The 16518-nt window shown below is 38.1% G+C and carries 19 protein-coding genes; 9 read left to right on the top strand and 10 right to left on the bottom strand.

Going from position 1 to position 16518, the window contains the following annotated elements:
* Positions 1-17: 17 nt before the first annotated feature.
* The 6 genes from PALPR_RS06160 to PALPR_RS06130 all read right to left on the bottom strand — a co-directional run bounded on the left by PALPR_RS06160 (position 18) and on the right by PALPR_RS06130 (position 5223).
* Positions 18-434 carry a thiol-disulfide oxidoreductase DCC family protein gene (locus PALPR_RS06160; RefSeq protein ID WP_013444753.1) on the bottom strand — a complete coding sequence of 139 codons (417 nt, stop codon included), beginning with the start codon at positions 432-434 and terminating at the stop codon, positions 18-20.
* Between the two features lie 123 nt (positions 435-557).
* A complete protein-coding gene (gene metK / locus PALPR_RS06155) occupies positions 558-1838 on the bottom strand; it encodes a methionine adenosyltransferase (protein WP_013444752.1) in 1281 nt (426 codons plus the stop codon).
* Between the two features lie 399 nt (positions 1839-2237).
* On the bottom strand, positions 2238-2873 hold the full coding sequence (locus PALPR_RS06145; protein WP_013444751.1) for a nitroreductase family protein: 636 nt from the start codon (positions 2871-2873) through the stop codon (positions 2238-2240).
* A 148-nt stretch (positions 2874-3021) separates the two neighbouring features.
* Positions 3022-3648, bottom strand: a complete 627-nt coding sequence (locus tag PALPR_RS06140; protein ID WP_013444750.1) for an NAD(P)H-dependent oxidoreductase — start codon at positions 3646-3648, stop codon at positions 3022-3024.
* Positions 3649-3728: 80 nt separating this feature from the next.
* Positions 3729-4301, bottom strand: a complete 573-nt coding sequence (locus tag PALPR_RS15925) for a TetR/AcrR family transcriptional regulator (protein WP_013444749.1) — start codon at positions 4299-4301, stop codon at positions 3729-3731.
* Between the two features lie 193 nt (positions 4302-4494).
* Positions 4495-5223, bottom strand: a complete 729-nt coding sequence (locus tag PALPR_RS06130) for a glycoside hydrolase family 25 protein (protein WP_041620297.1) — start codon at positions 5221-5223, stop codon at positions 4495-4497.
* Between the two features lie 411 nt (positions 5224-5634).
* On the opposite strand from PALPR_RS06130, the gene PALPR_RS06125 reads away from it, so the two are divergent.
* From PALPR_RS06125 to PALPR_RS06105, 5 genes are all read left to right on the top strand, one after another.
* Positions 5635-7473, top strand: a complete 1839-nt coding sequence (locus PALPR_RS06125) for a S41 family peptidase (protein ID WP_013444747.1) — start codon at positions 5635-5637, stop codon at positions 7471-7473.
* 54 nt (positions 7474-7527) lie between these two features.
* A complete protein-coding gene (locus PALPR_RS06120; RefSeq protein ID WP_013444746.1) occupies positions 7528-8106 on the top strand; it encodes an acyl carrier protein phosphodiesterase in 579 nt (192 codons plus the stop codon).
* 139 nt (positions 8107-8245) lie between these two features.
* Positions 8246-9565 (top strand): signal recognition particle protein, encoded by a 1320-nt coding sequence (ffh, locus tag PALPR_RS06115; protein WP_013444745.1) that lies wholly within the window; start codon positions 8246-8248, stop codon positions 9563-9565.
* Between the two features lie 64 nt (positions 9566-9629).
* Positions 9630-10514 carry a bifunctional methylenetetrahydrofolate dehydrogenase/methenyltetrahydrofolate cyclohydrolase FolD gene (gene folD, locus PALPR_RS06110; RefSeq protein ID WP_013444744.1) on the top strand — a complete coding sequence of 295 codons (885 nt, stop codon included), beginning with the start codon at positions 9630-9632 and terminating at the stop codon, positions 10512-10514.
* A gap of 72 nt (positions 10515-10586) precedes the next feature.
* Positions 10587-11288 carry a 16S rRNA (uracil(1498)-N(3))-methyltransferase gene (locus PALPR_RS06105; RefSeq protein ID WP_013444743.1) on the top strand — a complete coding sequence of 234 codons (702 nt, stop codon included), beginning with the start codon at positions 10587-10589 and terminating at the stop codon, positions 11286-11288.
* Between the two features lie 110 nt (positions 11289-11398).
* On the opposite strand, the gene rplT is transcribed toward PALPR_RS06105, so the two are convergent.
* From rplT to PALPR_RS06085, 4 genes are all read right to left on the bottom strand, one after another.
* Positions 11399-11749, bottom strand: coding sequence for a 50S ribosomal protein L20 (gene rplT, locus PALPR_RS06100; RefSeq protein ID WP_013444742.1), 351 nt, complete (start codon positions 11747-11749; stop codon positions 11399-11401).
* Positions 11750-11855: 106 nt separating this feature from the next.
* Positions 11856-12053: a 50S ribosomal protein L35 gene (gene rpmI, locus PALPR_RS06095; RefSeq protein ID WP_013444741.1), complete on the bottom strand. Its 198-nt coding sequence runs from the start codon at positions 12051-12053 to the stop codon at positions 11856-11858.
* Between the two features lie 41 nt (positions 12054-12094).
* Positions 12095-12634 carry a translation initiation factor IF-3 gene (gene infC / locus PALPR_RS06090; protein WP_049777058.1) on the bottom strand — a complete coding sequence of 180 codons (540 nt, stop codon included), beginning with the start codon at positions 12632-12634 and terminating at the stop codon, positions 12095-12097.
* A gap of 166 nt (positions 12635-12800) precedes the next feature.
* Positions 12801-13955, bottom strand: a complete 1155-nt coding sequence (locus tag PALPR_RS06085) for a pyridoxal phosphate-dependent aminotransferase (protein WP_013444739.1) — start codon at positions 13953-13955, stop codon at positions 12801-12803.
* A 246-nt stretch (positions 13956-14201) separates the two neighbouring features.
* Here PALPR_RS06085 and PALPR_RS06080 point away from each other — a divergent pair, with 246 nt between their 5' ends.
* The 4 genes from PALPR_RS06080 (at position 14202) to PALPR_RS06065 (ending at position 16501) form a co-directional block, all read left to right on the top strand.
* Complete coding sequence (locus tag PALPR_RS06080; RefSeq protein ID WP_013444738.1) at positions 14202-14777, top strand: 50S ribosomal protein L25/general stress protein Ctc; 576 nt, start codon at positions 14202-14204, stop codon at positions 14775-14777.
* An 11-nt stretch (positions 14778-14788) separates the two neighbouring features.
* The gene (gene pth / locus PALPR_RS06075) at positions 14789-15352 is read left to right on the top strand and encodes an aminoacyl-tRNA hydrolase (RefSeq protein WP_013444737.1); all 564 of its coding nucleotides are present in this window, start codon (positions 14789-14791) and stop codon (positions 15350-15352) included.
* A gap of 101 nt (positions 15353-15453) precedes the next feature.
* Complete coding sequence (locus PALPR_RS06070) at positions 15454-15867, top strand: RNA-binding S4 domain-containing protein (protein ID WP_013444736.1); 414 nt, start codon at positions 15454-15456, stop codon at positions 15865-15867.
* A gap of 85 nt (positions 15868-15952) precedes the next feature.
* Positions 15953-16501, top strand: a complete 549-nt coding sequence (locus tag PALPR_RS06065) for a DUF4924 family protein (protein WP_013444735.1) — start codon at positions 15953-15955, stop codon at positions 16499-16501.
* Positions 16502-16518: the final 17 nt, after the last annotated feature.

Here is a 16518-nt window from a genome sequence, read left to right as displayed (position 1 = left end):
GTATCAATTTTGTAGCATTACAATGAGAATCTTTTTTCATTTTCGGGAGTCGGCAAGAAACAGGAAGTGCGTTTCCCGAATAAGCTGTAACGTTTTGCGGCAATATATCTGTAAATTCTGTCTCTCAGGCTGAGCGGAATCAATCTCAACACCCCGAATATTCTCCATATTCCTCCCAGATTGGTCAGTATTTCCAATACAGCTTCCGATTCAATAAATGACTGATTGTTTTTTATATATACAATGGTATTTATGTTGGAACTCGTTAAGTTCTCTGCTTTTAAGTCCACAGTTTCTAGTAGTGTCATCCCTGTGTCCGATTGTAGGGCCACAAACGTAAACGCAGCCTTTTTATCTCTCCGGATCAAAAACCGAATCCAGCCACAACAAAGATTGCATACACCATCAAACAGAATAACCGACGATTGGCTCATGGTAGTTTCTTTATTTGCTAAAACGACTTTCTCTGCTATAATGTTGTACGGACATAAAAATACCCGACTTACTATGTAAATCGGGTATTTTTATTTATTTGGTTGGTCTGTTTTCTTTGTGGTTTACAGTCCGAATTCGGCTTTAATATCAGCTACTTTGTCAGTTTTCTCCCAGGTAAATAATTCTACTGTTTGAGAAAAATCTTTTCCATTACCGTCTTTGAAGTTTTTGGTAACGGTTACCGGAGTGCGTCCTACGTGACCGTACGATGCGGTTTCTTCGTAAATAGGGAAACGCAACTTCAATCGTTCTTCAATGGCTTTTGGGCGCATATCGAACAGTTTCTCTATTTTAGTAGCTATTTCACCATCGGTAAGTTTTACCTGTGCTGTTCCGTAGGTATTGATGTAAAGATTCATTGGTTTTGCTACTCCGATAGCGTAAGCTACCTGTACCAATACCTCGTTAGCTAATCCGGCAGCAACAATATTCTTGGCTATGTGGCGAGCCGCGTATGCAGCCGAGCGGTCAACCTTGGAAGGATCTTTACCTGAGAAAGCACCACCACCGTGAGCGCCTTTTCCTCCGTAAGTATCTACAATAATTTTACGTCCGGTTAAGCCGGTATCGCCGTGTGGTCCGCCAATTACGAATTTTCCGGTTGGGTTCACGTGCAATATGATGTCATCTTTGAATAATTGAGCAAACTGAGAATCCAATGCTTTTACGCGCGGAATCAAAATGTTTTTTACGTCCTCACGAATGGTTTTCAACATTTCATCGTCGGCTTGCTCCTGAGTTTTAGTTGCAGTTGGTTGAATAAAGTCATCGTGCTGAGTAGAAACAACTACTGTGTGAACTTTCACCGGTTGATTATTGTCGTCGTATTCTATTGTAACCTGCGATTTTGAATCGGGGCGGAGGTAAGTCATATATTTTCCTTCGCGGCGTATGGCGGCCAGTTCTTCTACCAAAGCGTGAGATAAGTCAAGCGCTATCGGCATAAGGTTTTTAGTTTCCTTACTTGCATAACCAAACATCATTCCCTGGTCACCTGCACCCTGATCCATTGGATTGGCACGTTCTACACCTTGGTTGATATCGCTCGATTGTTCGTGCAAAGCTGAAAAAATACCACATGAGTCACCATCGAATTTATACTCGCTTTTGGTGTAACCTATGCGGTTAATTACTTTGCGTGCCACTTCCTGAACGTTCACGTATGCGGTTGATTTCACTTCGCCTGCCAGCACCACCTGACCGGTAGTTACTAACGTTTCGCATGCAACTTTTGAATTTTTGTCCTGAGCTAAAAAATTATCGAGGACAGCATCTGAAATTTGATCGGCTACTTTGTCTGGATGACCTTCAGAAACCGATTCGGATGAAAATAAATATCCCATAATCTATTAATTAATGATTTATAATTTACTATTCTGGTTGAATGTAAAATACGCGGCAGGGAAGTTGGAGGACTTTGATAGGGCAGAAAAGAGGTTGCGATTTAGCATTTTTTTCTGTGGTTGCAAGCAGTCCAAATCTCTCCACATTTTTACGCTGCAAAAGTACGGAAACAAATTTGAATAACAAAATATTGAAATTATAAATTGAACCTATCGACCGACATTTCCGTTTGTCGGATAAATTGGATCCAATCATAAATGCACTATCCTAACAAGGTTGAAGGCTAAATGTTTAGAATAGCAGGTATAATCAAGCTTTTTTGCTGATTTAATATGGTACTAACAATAAAGCCTCAATACAGAAATGTTTTGAGGCTTTATATTGTCAATGATGTTTTTTTAAGCTATTTCAGTGATAAATTCTTCTTTCGGATGGCGAACTTTCTTTAGGTTTAGCAGCCAGTCGTTTGCTTCGTCTCTGTAACCAATAGGCAGCAGTGTGACGCTTTTCAATCCTTTTTCTTTTAAATTGAGGAGTTTATCAACTTCATCGTTTATGAATCCTTCTACAGGTGTTGCGTCTACTTTTAGTGATGCAGCTTCAGCAATGGCAAATGCGAATGAGATATATGCCTGTCGGGCTGTATGAATGAAATTTTCAGCTGCCGGTCTGTTCAGGTAAAGCGCTTTTAATCTGTCGGTATAGGCTTTGTATCTGTCCGCTGGTTGCTCTCTTTCGCTTGTAGTCAGACTGTAAATGTGGTCAATTCGTTCTGCGGTGTAATTATCCCAGGCGGCGAAAACCAGTAGGTGTGAGCAGTCGGCTACTATTTGTTGGTCATGAGCAAAAGGCACGATTTTGTTTTTCAATTCCTGATTGGTGATAACAAATACTTCGAAAGGCTGTAATCCCGATGATGTTGGGGCAATTCTGGCAGCTTCTAAAATTTTATCTACCAATGATTGATCAACTTTTTTGGTTGGATCGAATTTTTTAGTGGCATAGCGCCACTTAAATGCGTCTAATAATTCCATTTTTTAATGCGTTATTGTTTTGTTGAATAATTTGTGTAAGTTTGATTTTTAGGAGTTTAAATTTAAACGGTAGAATTTCTCCAGAGAAATTCTACCGTTTGATTCTGATTTTGAAGCAATGGCAAAACTAATGCTTTAATATTGCTGATTATTTGAAGTCGAATAATGAATTATTGCTCTTTCTCACTTTTGCTGCTGTAGCCAGATAATCATTGGCTTCGTCGCGATAGCCCAGCGCTAAAATAGTGGTTGAGCTTAGATTTTGTTCTGACAAACCAAGAATTGCATCCAACGCTGCAGGATTAAATCCTTCCATAGGTGTTGCATCCACTTTTTCGTTGGCAGCAGCTACAATTCCAACTCCAAATGCTAAATAGGCCTGGCGCGCAGTCCAAACAAAATTTTGCTCAGCGGTTCCTGCAACTATTCCACCAAACATTGCTTTAAAGTCGTTTAAGCTTTCAACCGGAATAGATCTCGTTTCTGCAATCAATTGCATGTATTCGTCAATCTGTTCGGCGCTTACTTTTTTATTTGCTGCAAAAACAAGTATATGAGAACCTTCTTTTACCTGAGGTTGCTGGCAGGCTTCATTAAAAATTTTCTCGCGTAGTTCAGGGTTTTCAATTACAATAACTTTGAAGGGTTGCAGCCCAAATGATGTAGGTGCCAGTCTGATAGCTTCCAGAATGTTGTCGATTTTTTCCTGAGGAACTTTGTTTCCGTTCATTCTTTTGGTGGCATAACGCCAGTTGAGTGTGTCTTTTAAGCTCATAATTTTATGTTTTGAGTTAGTTTTTGTATTTACAACAGCTATAAATGAATGATTGTTCAATTAAGAATGAAATTTATGTGTTAAATGCTTATTGCTCTCCATGAGGCTTCAAAAATTTGGATCAAATCGTTCGTTGATAATTCTGTTTCTTGAAATTTTGATTTTTTCACCATATAGCTTATCGGGGCAAATAGCAAGCTGTAAATGATATCATTATGTAGCGGCTGAAGTAATTGTATTTTTTTTGATTGCTCAAAGAGAGTTTCAAAAACGGGGCAATAGTCCAGTTTATTTTCTTTCTCTATCCGATCGATAAGCGGGCAGTTCGAAAAATTTTCAAGAAATATGTACTCGTCCATGTTCTCTTTAATGTATTGATAATGATTGAGCCATATGGTTCTGAAAGTTCCTTTAGATGGTGTATGGCTTATTCCTCCGTGAAAATACGATTTACCTTTGTTTGCCTTTGATTCTATGAAGAGTTTTTTCAGCATATCGTCCTTGTTTTCGAAATATAGGTAGATTGTTGCTGCAGAAACATCTGCCTCATTGGCTATTTTAGACATAGAACTGCCCTGAAATCCATCTTTGTTGATTACCTGTATGGCTGCGCGGTATATCCTGCTTATTTTATCTTCGTCTTTTAGTCTCATGAGAAAGTTATAACTAAATGATTATTCATTTATGGCGTGATTATAAATTATAAACAATATAATCGCGCATTTGTTGAGCGATTTCAGAATAAATCTTGATATCATAACTAAATGAACATTGATTTATGAAATCTAAAAGTAGAAAATGCATTCTTACTTTTCAAATATTTGCTCTTCTAAAGGTTGGGATTGGCTACTTAAGGGTTTCCAGATAGGCTTTCCATTCAAGTTCGGAGCCATTGAAGGTATTCATGTCCACGTCGCCTTTGATTCCGTTCAGTTTTCCGTTGTGCGCATGTTGCCAGAATAGCCAGTTTCTGTTATCGGGTAATTTTGGAGATTTGCTAAACGAGCAAATCCATATTGGATGTTGTGTAAAACTGCCTTTTATATAGCGGTTGTAGGAATCCATATTGGTGTAAATAATCATTTTTCGATGGATGACAGATTGTACCTCAATCAAAAATAAACGGATTTGCTTTTTTATCTCTGCATCGCTTTTGTAGATGGGTAGATTTCCCCACTCTTCGATATCCACCACAGGAGTAAGCTCCTCGGGATCGTGAAGTGCATGCGACAAGAAGTTTTGGGCTTGAACTTTTCCCGATTTATTAAAACGAAAGAAGTGATATTCTCCCACTTTTATGTTTGCTTTTCGGGCTCTGGCTAAGTTTATGTAGTAGTTTGGATCAATGTAGTCTTGCCCTTCGGTGGCTTTTATATAGACAAAACTGATTTTCTGTTTTTTTATATGTTCCCAGTTAATTATGCCTGTATGTTTTGAAATGTCTATTCCGGTGATTGGGTATTTATTTTTGTCAATGTTGATACCTTTGGGCGAAATGTATTTTCGGTATTCAATGACGGCCAGAATTACTAAACCAACCAAAAGCACCAGTATTATTATATATTTACTTTTCATAGAAAGATTCTTAGTGGCTTTAATTACGCAGACAAAAATGTTATATTGTAATTCTAATGATCGAAGTTTAGTCACTACAAATATATGAAATTTCGATGAAAAAGCTGAACTCAATTCCGACTCATATGTTTTATTTGTTTTACTTCCCGGATATAAAATATACCATATGTTTTTATAGTCCCTTTTTAAATTGTTCTTGCTGTTTATTTTATATTAGAATTTTAGTATCTTTGACGTGTTAAATATATGATTGTTTTTGTGCAAACTAATTTAATAATCCATTGTTATTTTGTGCCTAAGCCAATTAATATGTGTCTGCCAAATGTCTAGCGTTGAAAGTAATTGGACTTTTTATATGGCTGACTGATCGATGTTTTTTTTCTGTGTTTGTGTTTTATAAATTAATGAGTTATGAAAAGAAGTTTATTTAAATTCAGGTTTGATTTGTTATTGCCCTTTCTATTTTTCTTTTTATTGTTTTCTTGCAAAAAAGATGAAGTGACTCCGCCGACGGGTCCTGAAACTGATCTTAAGGTTTCGTGTGTTGTGGATAATTCGTCTCCTGCCATTGATGGATCTGTGGTATATACCATTACAGCGCAAAATATAGGGTCGCGTGATGCACAGGGTGTGGTTGTGGCTGATACCTTGTCTTCCGGACTCACGTTGGTAAGTTCTACTCCGGATAAAGGAAGTTATGACTCGCAATCGGGTAAATGGCTGATCGGTGATTTGGCTAAGAATGCTACTGTCGTATTAACTATAAAAGCAAAGGTAGAAGCGTTTGGAACGATTGATAATTCAGTGATAATTAGTGGTAAGGTTACAGATAAAAATGCAGACAACGATAAATCAACAGTTTCGATAGCTGTCAGCCTGACCAGTCTGACAAAAGAACAGCATTGGTCTTATGATGTATTTTCGAACATGAAGGATATTTATTTGTGGACTGATGCGCTGCCATCGGCTTTTGATCCACGAAAATACAATACCCCCGATGATGCTTTGACCTATCTGACTGGTTTGAAAATAAATTCAGAAACAGGAAGAGCTATTGATCATTACAGCTTTTTGGATAAAATAGGCAATCTAAGTGGCGAAATAGGACAAGGAACTGCAAGCGGCGATTATGGCTTCATGGTAACGGCAGGTTATAACTCATCCAATCAGGTTTCATTTTTTGTTACTTACGTTTACAAAGATTCTCCTGCTGGATTGGCGGGAGTAGCCAGGTCTTACGAAATTATAAAAATAAATGGAAGTGATGCCGTTCATCCTGACGCCGATTCACAAGGTTATCTGGTGCCTACTTCGGCGGGTTACACTAATATGGTGAATTCGTTATTTTATTCAAATACAGCATCGTTTACCTTTAAGAAGCCAGATGGAACAACCTTAGATGCATCTCTGGCGGTCGGATCGTATGCTATCAATAGTGTGTTGTACGATGCAGTGATGAGTGTTGGGGCTAAAAAGGTTGGATACATGGTTTTCAATCAGTTTTTGGGAGCAAGTTCGCAGACTGAGCTTAGTAATACTATCGCTAAATTCGAAACCAATGGAGTGCAATATCTTATTGTAGATTTACGTTATAATGGAGGTGGTTCTGTTGAGACCTGCGAGAAATTTTGCAGCTTATTAGCTCCGGCTTCAGCAAATGGAAAAGTTATGTATTCGTATAAAATGAATCAGGGTTTGACACAATACTATACCTCACAAAGAACCAGTCTTACAACCAATTTCGCTAAAACAAACTCTTTCCAGCCGACTGAAATTTACTTTATTGTAAGTGGAGGTACTGCTTCTGCAGCAGAATTGCTTATTAATAATCTGCGTCCATACTACAGCGGGAATTTGTTTTTGATTGGTCAGACAACTTATGGGAAACCCTGCGGTTTTTGGGCTACGCCTATTGGGTATTCAGATAAACAAACAACGCCTAAAGAAGGATACGACCTTTACGCCGTTTCGTTTGAAACCGTAAATGCTAACAAAGAAGGTGGTTATTATGCGGGTATGACTCCCGGAACAGTTAAGTATCCTGGAGTAAAAGCTTACGATTCTTACAACAGATCATGGGGTGATGTTAACGATGCAAGTTTAGCTCAGGCTTTAAATCATATTTCATCGGGAGCTTTTAAAGTGTCTTCGTCGTCCAAAGTTAAAGCAATTAATACTACTCCAATATCTAACTTCGACCGTAGTTTTAAAGGAATGATTGATTTCAGAAAGCATATCATTTTAAAATAATAAAGACAAAACATGTGAGTCTGATTTGTCGTTTTATGTAAATACTTTTTCGTTTTGAATTATTTAGCGCATATTTTTTTGTCAGGGACTGACTCACAGGTAAAAATTGGAAATTTTATAGGCGATTTTGTAAAAGGGAATCAGTTGAATTCACAGCCTTCGCGTATTAGGGCTGGGATCGTCTTACATCGAAAAATTGATTCATTTACAGATTCTCATCCTGTTGTTATTGAAACTATTGGAATGTTACGTCCTGTTTTTGGTCGTTATTCGGGCATTGTAGTCGATATGTATTTCGATTATTTTCTGGCTGTCAGTTTCTCCGATTATGCCGGAGTCAGGTTGAATACATTTGCTTTTAGATTTTATGTGGATCTGCTGTTTTATTACAAATACCTGCCGATTAAAGTCAAGCGATTTGTTTTTCATTTCATTACTACTAACAGACTTAAGCGGTATTCAACGCTTGAAGGGCTAAAGTCTTCACTTCAAATAATGTCAAATCATAAAATCCCAGCGATTGATCCGGATAAAACAATTGATTTTCTGATTCTGAATCACGATGAGCTGGAAGAGAAATTTCATCAATTTTTCCCCGATTTAATTCAGTTTGTGAAGTCAGAATTTATTTAGCTGATTACAAATAATTGCTGCTCTGCCGGGTTTGGTAATAAGGCTAATTTTTGTACCTTTGTGCTCTCAAATTATGGAAGTATAACTCATTAATTAATACCTTTTTGCGGTCAGGGGTATTTTAAATACAAGTAAATTTATGTTTGAATCTCTTAGTGAAAGACTTGAAAGGTCGTTCAAGATCCTGAAAGGAGAAGGTAAAATCTCCGAAATCAACGTGGCCGAAACGCTGAAAGATGTGCGTAAAGCTCTTTTGGATGCCGATGTTAACTTCAAAATAGCTAAAACCTTTACAGATACTGTCAAAGAAAAAGCCATTGGTCAAAATGTACTTACGTCACTGAAACCAAATCAGTTGATGGTGAAAATTGTTCACGACGAATTGGCTCAGTTGATGGGTGGAGCAAGTGTGGATATTAATCTCAAAGGATCGCCAACCGTTATTTTAATGTCCGGATTACAAGGTTCCGGTAAAACTACTTTCTCCGGTAAACTTGCAAACTTATTAAAAACCAAACGAAGCAAAAATCCGCTTTTAGTGGCTTGTGATGTCTATCGTCCTGCTGCAATTGAGCAGTTGAAAGTTCTTGGTGAGCAGCTTGGAGTTCCTGTTTATAGCGATTTAGAAAGCAAAAATCCGGTTTCGATAGCTGAAGCAGCCATCAAACATGCAAAATTGCATGGAAATGATGTAGTCATTGTCGATACTGCTGGTCGTTTAGCGGTGGATGAGGCGATGATGAACGAAATTGCAGCTATCAAAAAGGCTATTAATCCACAGGAAATTCTTTTTGTGGTTGACTCAATGACTGGTCAGGATGCTGTGAATACTGCTAAAGAATTCAACGACAGATTAGACTTTGATGGTGTAATTCTGACTAAGCTCGATGGAGATACCCGGGGTGGTGCAGCTCTTTCTATCCGTTCGGTGGTTAACAAACCGATAAAATTTGTTGGTACAGGTGAGAAGATGGATGCGTTGGATGTGTTTTATCCGGAACGTATGGCCGATCGTATTTTGGGAATGGGTGATATTGTTTCGTTGGTGGAACGCGCTCAGGAACAATATGATGAAGAAGATGCCCGCAGACTTCAGAAACGTATTGCCAAAAATCAATTCGACTTTAATGATTTTATTTCTCAGATTCAGCAAATAAAGAAGATGGGTAACATCAAAGATTTGGCAGCAATGATTCCTGGAATGGGGAAAGCATTGAAAGATGTCGATATCGATGACAATGCCTTTAAAGGGATAGAAGCAATAATTCATTCTATGACTCCGCTTGAACGAGCCAATCCAGCTATGCTGAATGGTAGTCGCAAGCAAAGAATTGCGGCTGGTAGCGGTACGACAATCGTGGATGTAAACCGATTGCTGAAACAATTCGATCAGACCAGCAAGATGATGAAAATGGCTACTATGAGCCAGGGTAAACTGAAATTAGGAAAAAGACGATAAATTAATGTGCTGATTTGCTAATGGGTTGATTAGCAAACAGACCAATTAACTCATTAATCAAATTATGTATACACTCATTGATGGTAAAGCCATCTCGGAACAAATTAAGCTTGAAATTGCCAAAGAAGTAAAGAACATGGTGGCTAAAGGTGCCAAACGTCCCCATCTGGCCGTAATTATAGTAGGACACGATGGCGGTAGCGAATCTTATGTTGCAGGTAAAGTGAAAGATTGTGGCGATTGTGGCTTTACTTCTACTTTAATACGCTTTGAAGAAGATGTTACTGAAGAAACTTTGCTTGCCGAAGTTGATAAACTAAATAAAAATCAGGATGTTGATGGGTTTATTGTTCAATTGCCTATCCCAAAGCATATTTCTGAAGAGAAAGTAATAGAGGCCATCGATTATCGTAAGGATGTAGATGGTTTTCATCCTGTAAACGTCGGACGTATGACTATCGGTCTGCCTTGCTATGTTTCAGCTACTCCAGCGGGAATTATTGAGCTGCTTAAACGCTATGAAATACCAACTGCCGGAAAAAACTGTGTAGTGATTGGTCGAAGTAATATAGTTGGTAAACCAATTGCTACACTCATGATGCAAAAGGGTTACCCTGGCGATGCAACTGTGACTGTTTGTCATAGCCGAACCAAGAATCTAAAGGAAATTTGCTTGCAGGCTGATATTATTATTGCAGCGCTGGGTCAACCGGAGTTTCTTAAGGGTGATATGGTAAAAGATGGTGTAACTATTATTGATGTAGGAACAACAAGAGTACCTTCAACTTTGACAGAGTCGGGCTTTAAGCTTAAAGGAGATGTAGCATTCGACGAAGTCGCACCAAAGGCTTCGTTTATTACTCCTGTTCCTGGTGGAGTTGGTTTAATGACCCGAATAGCTTTAATGCAAAATACGCTGTTAGCAGCTAAAGGAGAAATCTACAAATAATTGATAATTCATAATGTGTAATTATGAGTTTAGTAATTATACATTATGAATTATGCATTGTGAATTATATTTATGGCACTTTTCTACGTTCCAAATCTGTCTGCTGGTTATGTTCTTCCGGAAGAAGAATCAAAACATGCCGTAAAGGTGTTACGCATGCAGGTTGGCGATGCCATTTCTGTAGTTGATGGCGTCGGAGGATTTTACAATGCTTTGATTTCCAATCCTCATCCCAAGCATTGTGAGTTTGAGATTAAAAAGACAATTCTAGAATTTGGAAAAAGGGATTATAAAATTCATATTGCTATAGCTCCAACAAAGAATATTGAGCGATTGGAATGGTTTATAGAAAAAGCTACAGAAATAGGAATTGATCAAATTACCCCGATAATTTGTCGTTTTTCAGAACGAAAAATTGTAAAAGCCGAACGCTTGGAGAAAATCATTGTATCAGCCGCCAAGCAATCGCTTAAAGCTTATTTCCCGATTTTAAATCCTTTGTGCACTTTCGATGAGTTAATAAATAAGCATAATGCTTCACAAAAATTTATAGCTCATTGCTATGAAGAAGATAAGAAGTTGTTGCAAAATGAGATTCAGAAATCGTCTGATGTTTTGATTTTGATTGGTCCTGAAGGTGATTTTAGTAAAGAAGAAGTACAAAGTGCAATTTTGCATGATTTTATTCCGGTTTCGTTAGGGGAAAGTAGATTGAGAACAGAAACTGCCGGAGTAGTAGCCTGCCATACAGTAGCAATTAGCAATCAGTATTAGGAATTGGAGATTTTGAATAAAAAAAAGCTGCTGAATTTAAATTCAGCAGCTTTTTTATCAATTATGTTTTGTTTCTAATAAACAAAGACAGACTAAGGCAAGTTAATTTCTTAAGCGTTTTTAGCTTTTAATACGATAGCTTTGAAAGCTTCGGGATGATTCATGGCTAAATCGGCTAATACTTTACGGTTCATTTCGATACCGGCTTTGTGTAAAGCGCCCATTAGTTTTGAATATGACATGCCTTCTAAACGTGCAGCAGCATTGATACGTTGAATCCACAATGCGCGGAAGCTGCGTTTTTTGTTCTTACGGTCGCGATAAGCATATTGCAACCCTTTTTCCCAAGTGTTTTTGGCTACGGTCCAAACATTGCGACGGCCTCCAAAATAGCCTCTGGTAAGGCTTAAAATTCTTTTTCTTCTTTTACGTGAAGCAACGTGATTTACTGATCTTGGCATAATTAAATGATTTGTGAATGTTAGCGCCGCTTATTTCTTAGCGATCTTAGGGCTAAAGACATTCGGTTTTAGACTAAGAAAATGAGATTTTAAAAGAAGAGTCCGACTATTTCAAGCAAAGCATTTCTTTAACGTTTGTCAGGTCAGTCTTGTTTACAAGAGCTGAGTGAGTCAGGTTACGTTTTTGCTTAGTTGTTTTTTTAGTCAAAATGTGCCTTTTAAAAGCATGTTTTCTTTTGATCTTTCCTGATCCGGTAAGGGTAAACCTTTTTTTAGCACCGGAATTAGTTTTCATTTTTGGCATTGTTACTTATATTAAATTGTGTAATCCTTTATTTAAACTGCTTATTTTGGCTTTTTAGGTGAAAACATAATAATCATACGTTTTCCTTCCAATTGTGGCAGTTGGTCTACTTTGGCATAATCTTCAAGGTCGCTTGCAAAACGAAGTAATAAAACCTCACCTTGTTCTTTAAACAGAATAGAACGTCCTTTGAAAAATACGTAAGCTTTTACTTTGCAGCCTTCTTTCAGAAATTCCTGAGCATGTTTCAATTTAAAATTGTAATCATGATCGTCGGTTTGAGGACCGAAACGAATTTCTTTTAATACTACTTTTGCTGTCTTGGCTTTAGCTTCTTTCTCACGTTTTTTAATTTGGTACAAAAACTTTTGATAGTCAACTATTTTACAAACCGGCGGTACAGCATTAGGCGATATTTCTACCAAATCTAATTCAAGTTGGTCAGCAATACGAATGGCTTCATCATAAGAATAAACACCTTGTTCTACGTTATCACCTACCAAGCGAACTTCCTTTAACCCTTTGATTTTTTCGTTTATACGATTGGGCTGCTCTTTCACTTTTCCTCTTTGAGGTCTGATGGTTAATTGTTTAGCTATTGTTTGTTTCCTCCCTAATTTTAAAATGTGTAATAATTGTTGCCTTTTATTTTGAGCCTGCAAATATAATACATTTATTTGAATTACTAACTGTGTAATGAAAAATTTTCTAAACAAATAAATGATTCAGTTTTACTCTAATTTGCAATCAATCTGCTTGTTGTTGAATTTCGTTGTTTAGGTAAGTCTCCAGTCTGTCCATGGCGGTTCGAATATTCTCCAGCGAGTTAGCATACGATAATCTGATGAATCCTTCGCCACCTGTTCCGAAATCGATTCCCGGAGTTACGCCAACATGAGCCTTTTCGAGAATGTCGAATGCAAATCGATATGAATCTGAGGTGAATTTGCGGGCGTCACAAAAAACGTAAAATGCGCCTTGAGGTTCGGTGTGTATCACAAATCCCATCTTTCTCATTTTGTCAATAAGATATACCCGTCTTTCGTTGTAGATATTGCGCATGGTATCAACATCAGTCCGAGCTTCTTTTAAGGCTGCTATTCCCGCTTTTTGGGCGGTGCTTGGAGCGCAGATAAAGAGGTTTTGTTGTAAAATCTGTAAGGATCGCATGTATTCTTTAGGAGCTATCAGGTATCCGAGTCGAAGTCCGGTCATAGCAAAGCGTTTCGAAAATCCATTGATAACAAACGCTTTGTCTGTGAATTCGAGTATTGACGACGCTTTGCCATTGTAAACAAGTCCGTGATAGATTTCGTCAGATATTATAGGGATCCCTAGTTGGATTAATTCTTTGTATACACTGTCGTTGACCAGTGTTCCCGTTGGGTTCATGGGTGAGTTTACAAAAAGCGCACGCGTTTTGTCGGTTATTTTCTCCCTGATGTCAGCTATATTGTACTGAAAATCGCATTCAGCACGCAACGGTACACAAACCGGTTCGGCCTGACAAGCCAGAGTGAAGTTTCTGTAGCACGGATAACCAGGATTGGACATGATAACTTCGTCTCCGGCGTTACAAAGAAGCATAAGTGCCATTAGTATAGCCGGAGAAGAACCCGACGTAACGAGGATGCAGTCAGGATCAACGGTGACATTGTATTCTGTTTTGTAAAATTCGCTTATTGCTTTGCGTAGCTGTGGGTCGCCCAGTGAGTGTGTGTAATGAGTAACACCTGTTTTGTGTGCTTCAATTGCTGCTTTTGCAATGCATTCGGGCATGTCAAAATCGGGTTCTCCAACTTCCAGATGGATAACATCAATGCCGTTTTGCTGTAATTCGTTGGCGCGTTCCAGTACATCCATGACAATGAAGGATGTCATGCGTTCTATGGTTTGATTCATAAAATTCGGTTGGCTGAATAATTTGTACAAAAGTAAATAAAAAGGGCTAGAGCATAGCACGTGTAATAGAGATAATTTTTAAAGATAGTAGCTTCAAAATTATTGAGAGTCAGATGTTGCAGATATACAAAAATATAACTATCTTTGCCCCACTTTTTTGCAAAAGAAAGTGTGATGGGAAATTAAGCGACTAATCACTTAAAAATAAAACGCTTAAATTTTGAGTAACACAATTAATAACAACAAATGAAAACATTTGATTTGAAAGGAACAGTGAGAACTGACCTTGGAAAGAAAGCTACTAAAGCAGAAAGAACTGTTGATAATGTACCATGCGTATTGTATGGAGTAGCAGAAAACGTACACTTTACTACTACTGTAAGTGAAATTCGCAAATTAGTTTATTCACCTGAAGTATTCGTAGTAAATTTAGAAATTGGCGGAAAAGTAACAAAAGCTATCATGAAAGCGTTGCAATTCCACCCTGTTACAGACAAAGTTTTACACATGGATTTTCTTGCAATAACCGAAGATAAACCAGTGGTTGTAAATCTTCCTGTTAAACTTGAAGGTTTGGCAGAAGGTGTGAAAGCAGGGGGTAAATTGGCGTTAGAAATGCGTAATTTGAAAGTAAAAGGTTTATACACTCAAATTCCTGAAAACATTGTTATCGATGTTACAGAATTGGGATTAGGTAAATCTATTCAGGTTGCTAAGGTATCTGTTCCAAATTTGGAAATCCTGAATGCTAAGAATGCTGTTGTTGCACAGGTTAAATTGACAAGAGCTGCCCGTGGTGCTGCCGCTGCTGCAGGTAAATAATCTTTTGACAGATGAAATACTTAATTGTCGGATTGGGCAATATTGGTAACGAGTACCAGGATACCCGCCACAACATAGGTTTTACAATATTGGACGCTTTTGCTAAGGCGTCCAATGTTTTTTTTACCGAAAATCGTTATGGCTCTACCTGCGAGGTTAAACTGAAGGGACGTACGCTTATTTTGCTCAAACCATCAACCTTCATGAATTTGAGCGGAAATGCTTTGCGTTACTGGATGCAGAAAGAGAAAATTGCGATTGAAAATGTGCTGGTGGTGGTCGATGACATTGCTTTGCCATTTGGTACGTTACGCCTCAAACCTCAGGGATCGGATGCAGGACATAACGGATTAAAGAACATTCAGGAAATTCTTGGACACAATAATTATCCCCGTTTAAGATTTGGGGTTGGAAATGATTTTGCAAAAGGCAGACAAGTAGAATATGTGCTTGGAAAATGGACTAAAGAGCAATCGGAAGCTTTGCCCGAACGCGCTGAGCGTTGCATTGAAATTATTCAGAGCTTTTGCCTGGCCGGTATGCAATTGACCATGACACAGTTTAATGGGAAATAAAAAGCTGGAAGTTAGTTGATGCACTTGGTCTTTTGTTTATCTTAATCAACCAATCAACCAATCAACCAATCAACCAATTTACTACTTAACCAACATCTAAGATGAAAACCGAAGTACGTATAGATAAATGGCTGTGGGCGGTGCGTTTGTTCAAAACAAGAACGCTGGCTGCCGAAGCTTGCAAAAAAGGGCGAGTTTTTATGCAGAATGTGGCCGTAAAACCGTCGCGCAATGTGAAGGTTGGAGATGTGATTTCCATAAGAAGAAATCCCGTTTTGTTTTCATTCAAAGTACTGGCATTGTCGGAAAATAGAATGAATGCTAAGTTGGTGCCTGATTTTATGCTAAACGTAACAACCCCCGATCAGCTTGAACTCATTGAACTCAGTAAACTTGCCGGACAAACAGGGCGGGACAGAGGAACCGGACGACCCACCAAAAAAGAACGCCGTGAACTCGACGATTTCATTGAACCAACTTTTATTGATGAAGACGGTGAATGGGATTTTGAGTAAATAGTTATCTGCTTTGCTATATTCATAGTTATTAGCTTCGCGTTATTTTTTTAATTATGAATTACAAATTATGAATTAATACGTTATGTTTATAGCCCACAAACTTAAAAAGGAAAATATCTGCGAATACTTGCTTTATATGTGGCAAGTGGAAGATTTGATACGTGCTTTTCGCCTGGACATGGATCTGATTAACGAGAGAATAATTGCCTCTTATCCAGTTTCAGAAGCTGAGCGCAAGAGCTTGTACGATTGGTACGAAAGCCTGATTGAAATGATGCGCCTTGAGAATGTACAAACAGAAGGGCATCTGCAACTCAACAAAAATATTATCCAGGAACTCGACGAGTTTCATGCTCTTTTCATACGTTCCGGTAAAGATGCCGGCTATAATGCCAAATTTTACCACGTTTTACCCTCCATCACACAATTGCGTAAGCAGTCTGATGCCAATTTAAGCGACATTGAACTTTGCTTCAACTTTCAATACGGTATCATGGCACTTCGTTTGAAAAAAACGGCTATTTCTCCGGAAACTCTTCAGGTTCAGACCGAGATAAGTAAGTTCATGGTGTTGCTGGCAAAAAATTATCAACTATACAAATCCGGCGAATTGGATTTGGAAGAACAATAATTGACTGAAGTGCTTGT

The organism is Paludibacter propionicigenes WB4, from assembly GCF_000183135.1.
Lineage (GTDB): Bacteria > Bacteroidota > Bacteroidia > Bacteroidales > Paludibacteraceae > Paludibacter > Paludibacter propionicigenes.
Note: the sequence above shows the minus strand (reverse complement) of the source record. Positions and strands in the feature narration are given on the sequence as shown.

Excerpts from the sequence above, each read along its gene's own strand:
- PALPR_RS06080 (WP_013444738.1), top strand. The coding sequence starts at position 14,202 with ATGAAAACATTTGATTTGAAAGGAACAGTGAGAACTGACCTTGGAAAG.
- PALPR_RS06160 (WP_013444753.1), bottom strand. The coding sequence starts at position 434 with ATGAGCCAATCGTCGGTTATTCTGTTTGATGGTGTATGCAATCTTTGT.
- PALPR_RS06105 (WP_013444743.1), top strand. The coding sequence starts at position 10,587 with ATGGCACTTTTCTACGTTCCAAATCTGTCTGCTGGTTATGTTCTTCCG.
- PALPR_RS06070 (WP_013444736.1), top strand. The coding sequence starts at position 15,454 with ATGAAAACCGAAGTACGTATAGATAAATGGCTGTGGGCGGTGCGTTTG.
- rpmI (WP_013444741.1), bottom strand. The coding sequence starts at position 12,053 with ATGCCAAAAATGAAAACTAATTCCGGTGCTAAAAAAAGGTTTACCCTT.
- folD (WP_013444744.1), top strand. The coding sequence starts at position 9,630 with ATGTATACACTCATTGATGGTAAAGCCATCTCGGAACAAATTAAGCTT.
- PALPR_RS06130 (WP_041620297.1), bottom strand. The coding sequence starts at position 5,223 with ATGAAAAGTAAATATATAATAATACTGGTGCTTTTGGTTGGTTTAGTA.
- PALPR_RS06140 (WP_013444750.1), bottom strand. The coding sequence starts at position 3,648 with ATGAGCTTAAAAGACACACTCAACTGGCGTTATGCCACCAAAAGAATG.
- rplT (WP_013444742.1), bottom strand. The coding sequence starts at position 11,749 with ATGCCAAGATCAGTAAATCACGTTGCTTCACGTAAAAGAAGAAAAAGA.
- ffh (WP_013444745.1), top strand. The coding sequence starts at position 8,246 with ATGTTTGAATCTCTTAGTGAAAGACTTGAAAGGTCGTTCAAGATCCTG.
- PALPR_RS06125 (WP_013444747.1), top strand. The coding sequence starts at position 5,635 with ATGAAAAGAAGTTTATTTAAATTCAGGTTTGATTTGTTATTGCCCTTT.
- PALPR_RS06065 (WP_013444735.1), top strand. The coding sequence starts at position 15,953 with ATGTTTATAGCCCACAAACTTAAAAAGGAAAATATCTGCGAATACTTG.
- metK (WP_013444752.1), bottom strand. The coding sequence starts at position 1,838 with ATGGGATATTTATTTTCATCCGAATCGGTTTCTGAAGGTCATCCAGAC.
- PALPR_RS06085 (WP_013444739.1), bottom strand. The coding sequence starts at position 13,955 with ATGAATCAAACCATAGAACGCATGACATCCTTCATTGTCATGGATGTA.
- PALPR_RS06145 (WP_013444751.1), bottom strand. The coding sequence starts at position 2,873 with ATGGAATTATTAGACGCATTTAAGTGGCGCTATGCCACTAAAAAATTC.
- pth (WP_013444737.1), top strand. The coding sequence starts at position 14,789 with ATGAAATACTTAATTGTCGGATTGGGCAATATTGGTAACGAGTACCAG.
- PALPR_RS15925 (WP_013444749.1), bottom strand. The coding sequence starts at position 4,301 with ATGAGACTAAAAGACGAAGATAAAATAAGCAGGATATACCGCGCAGCC.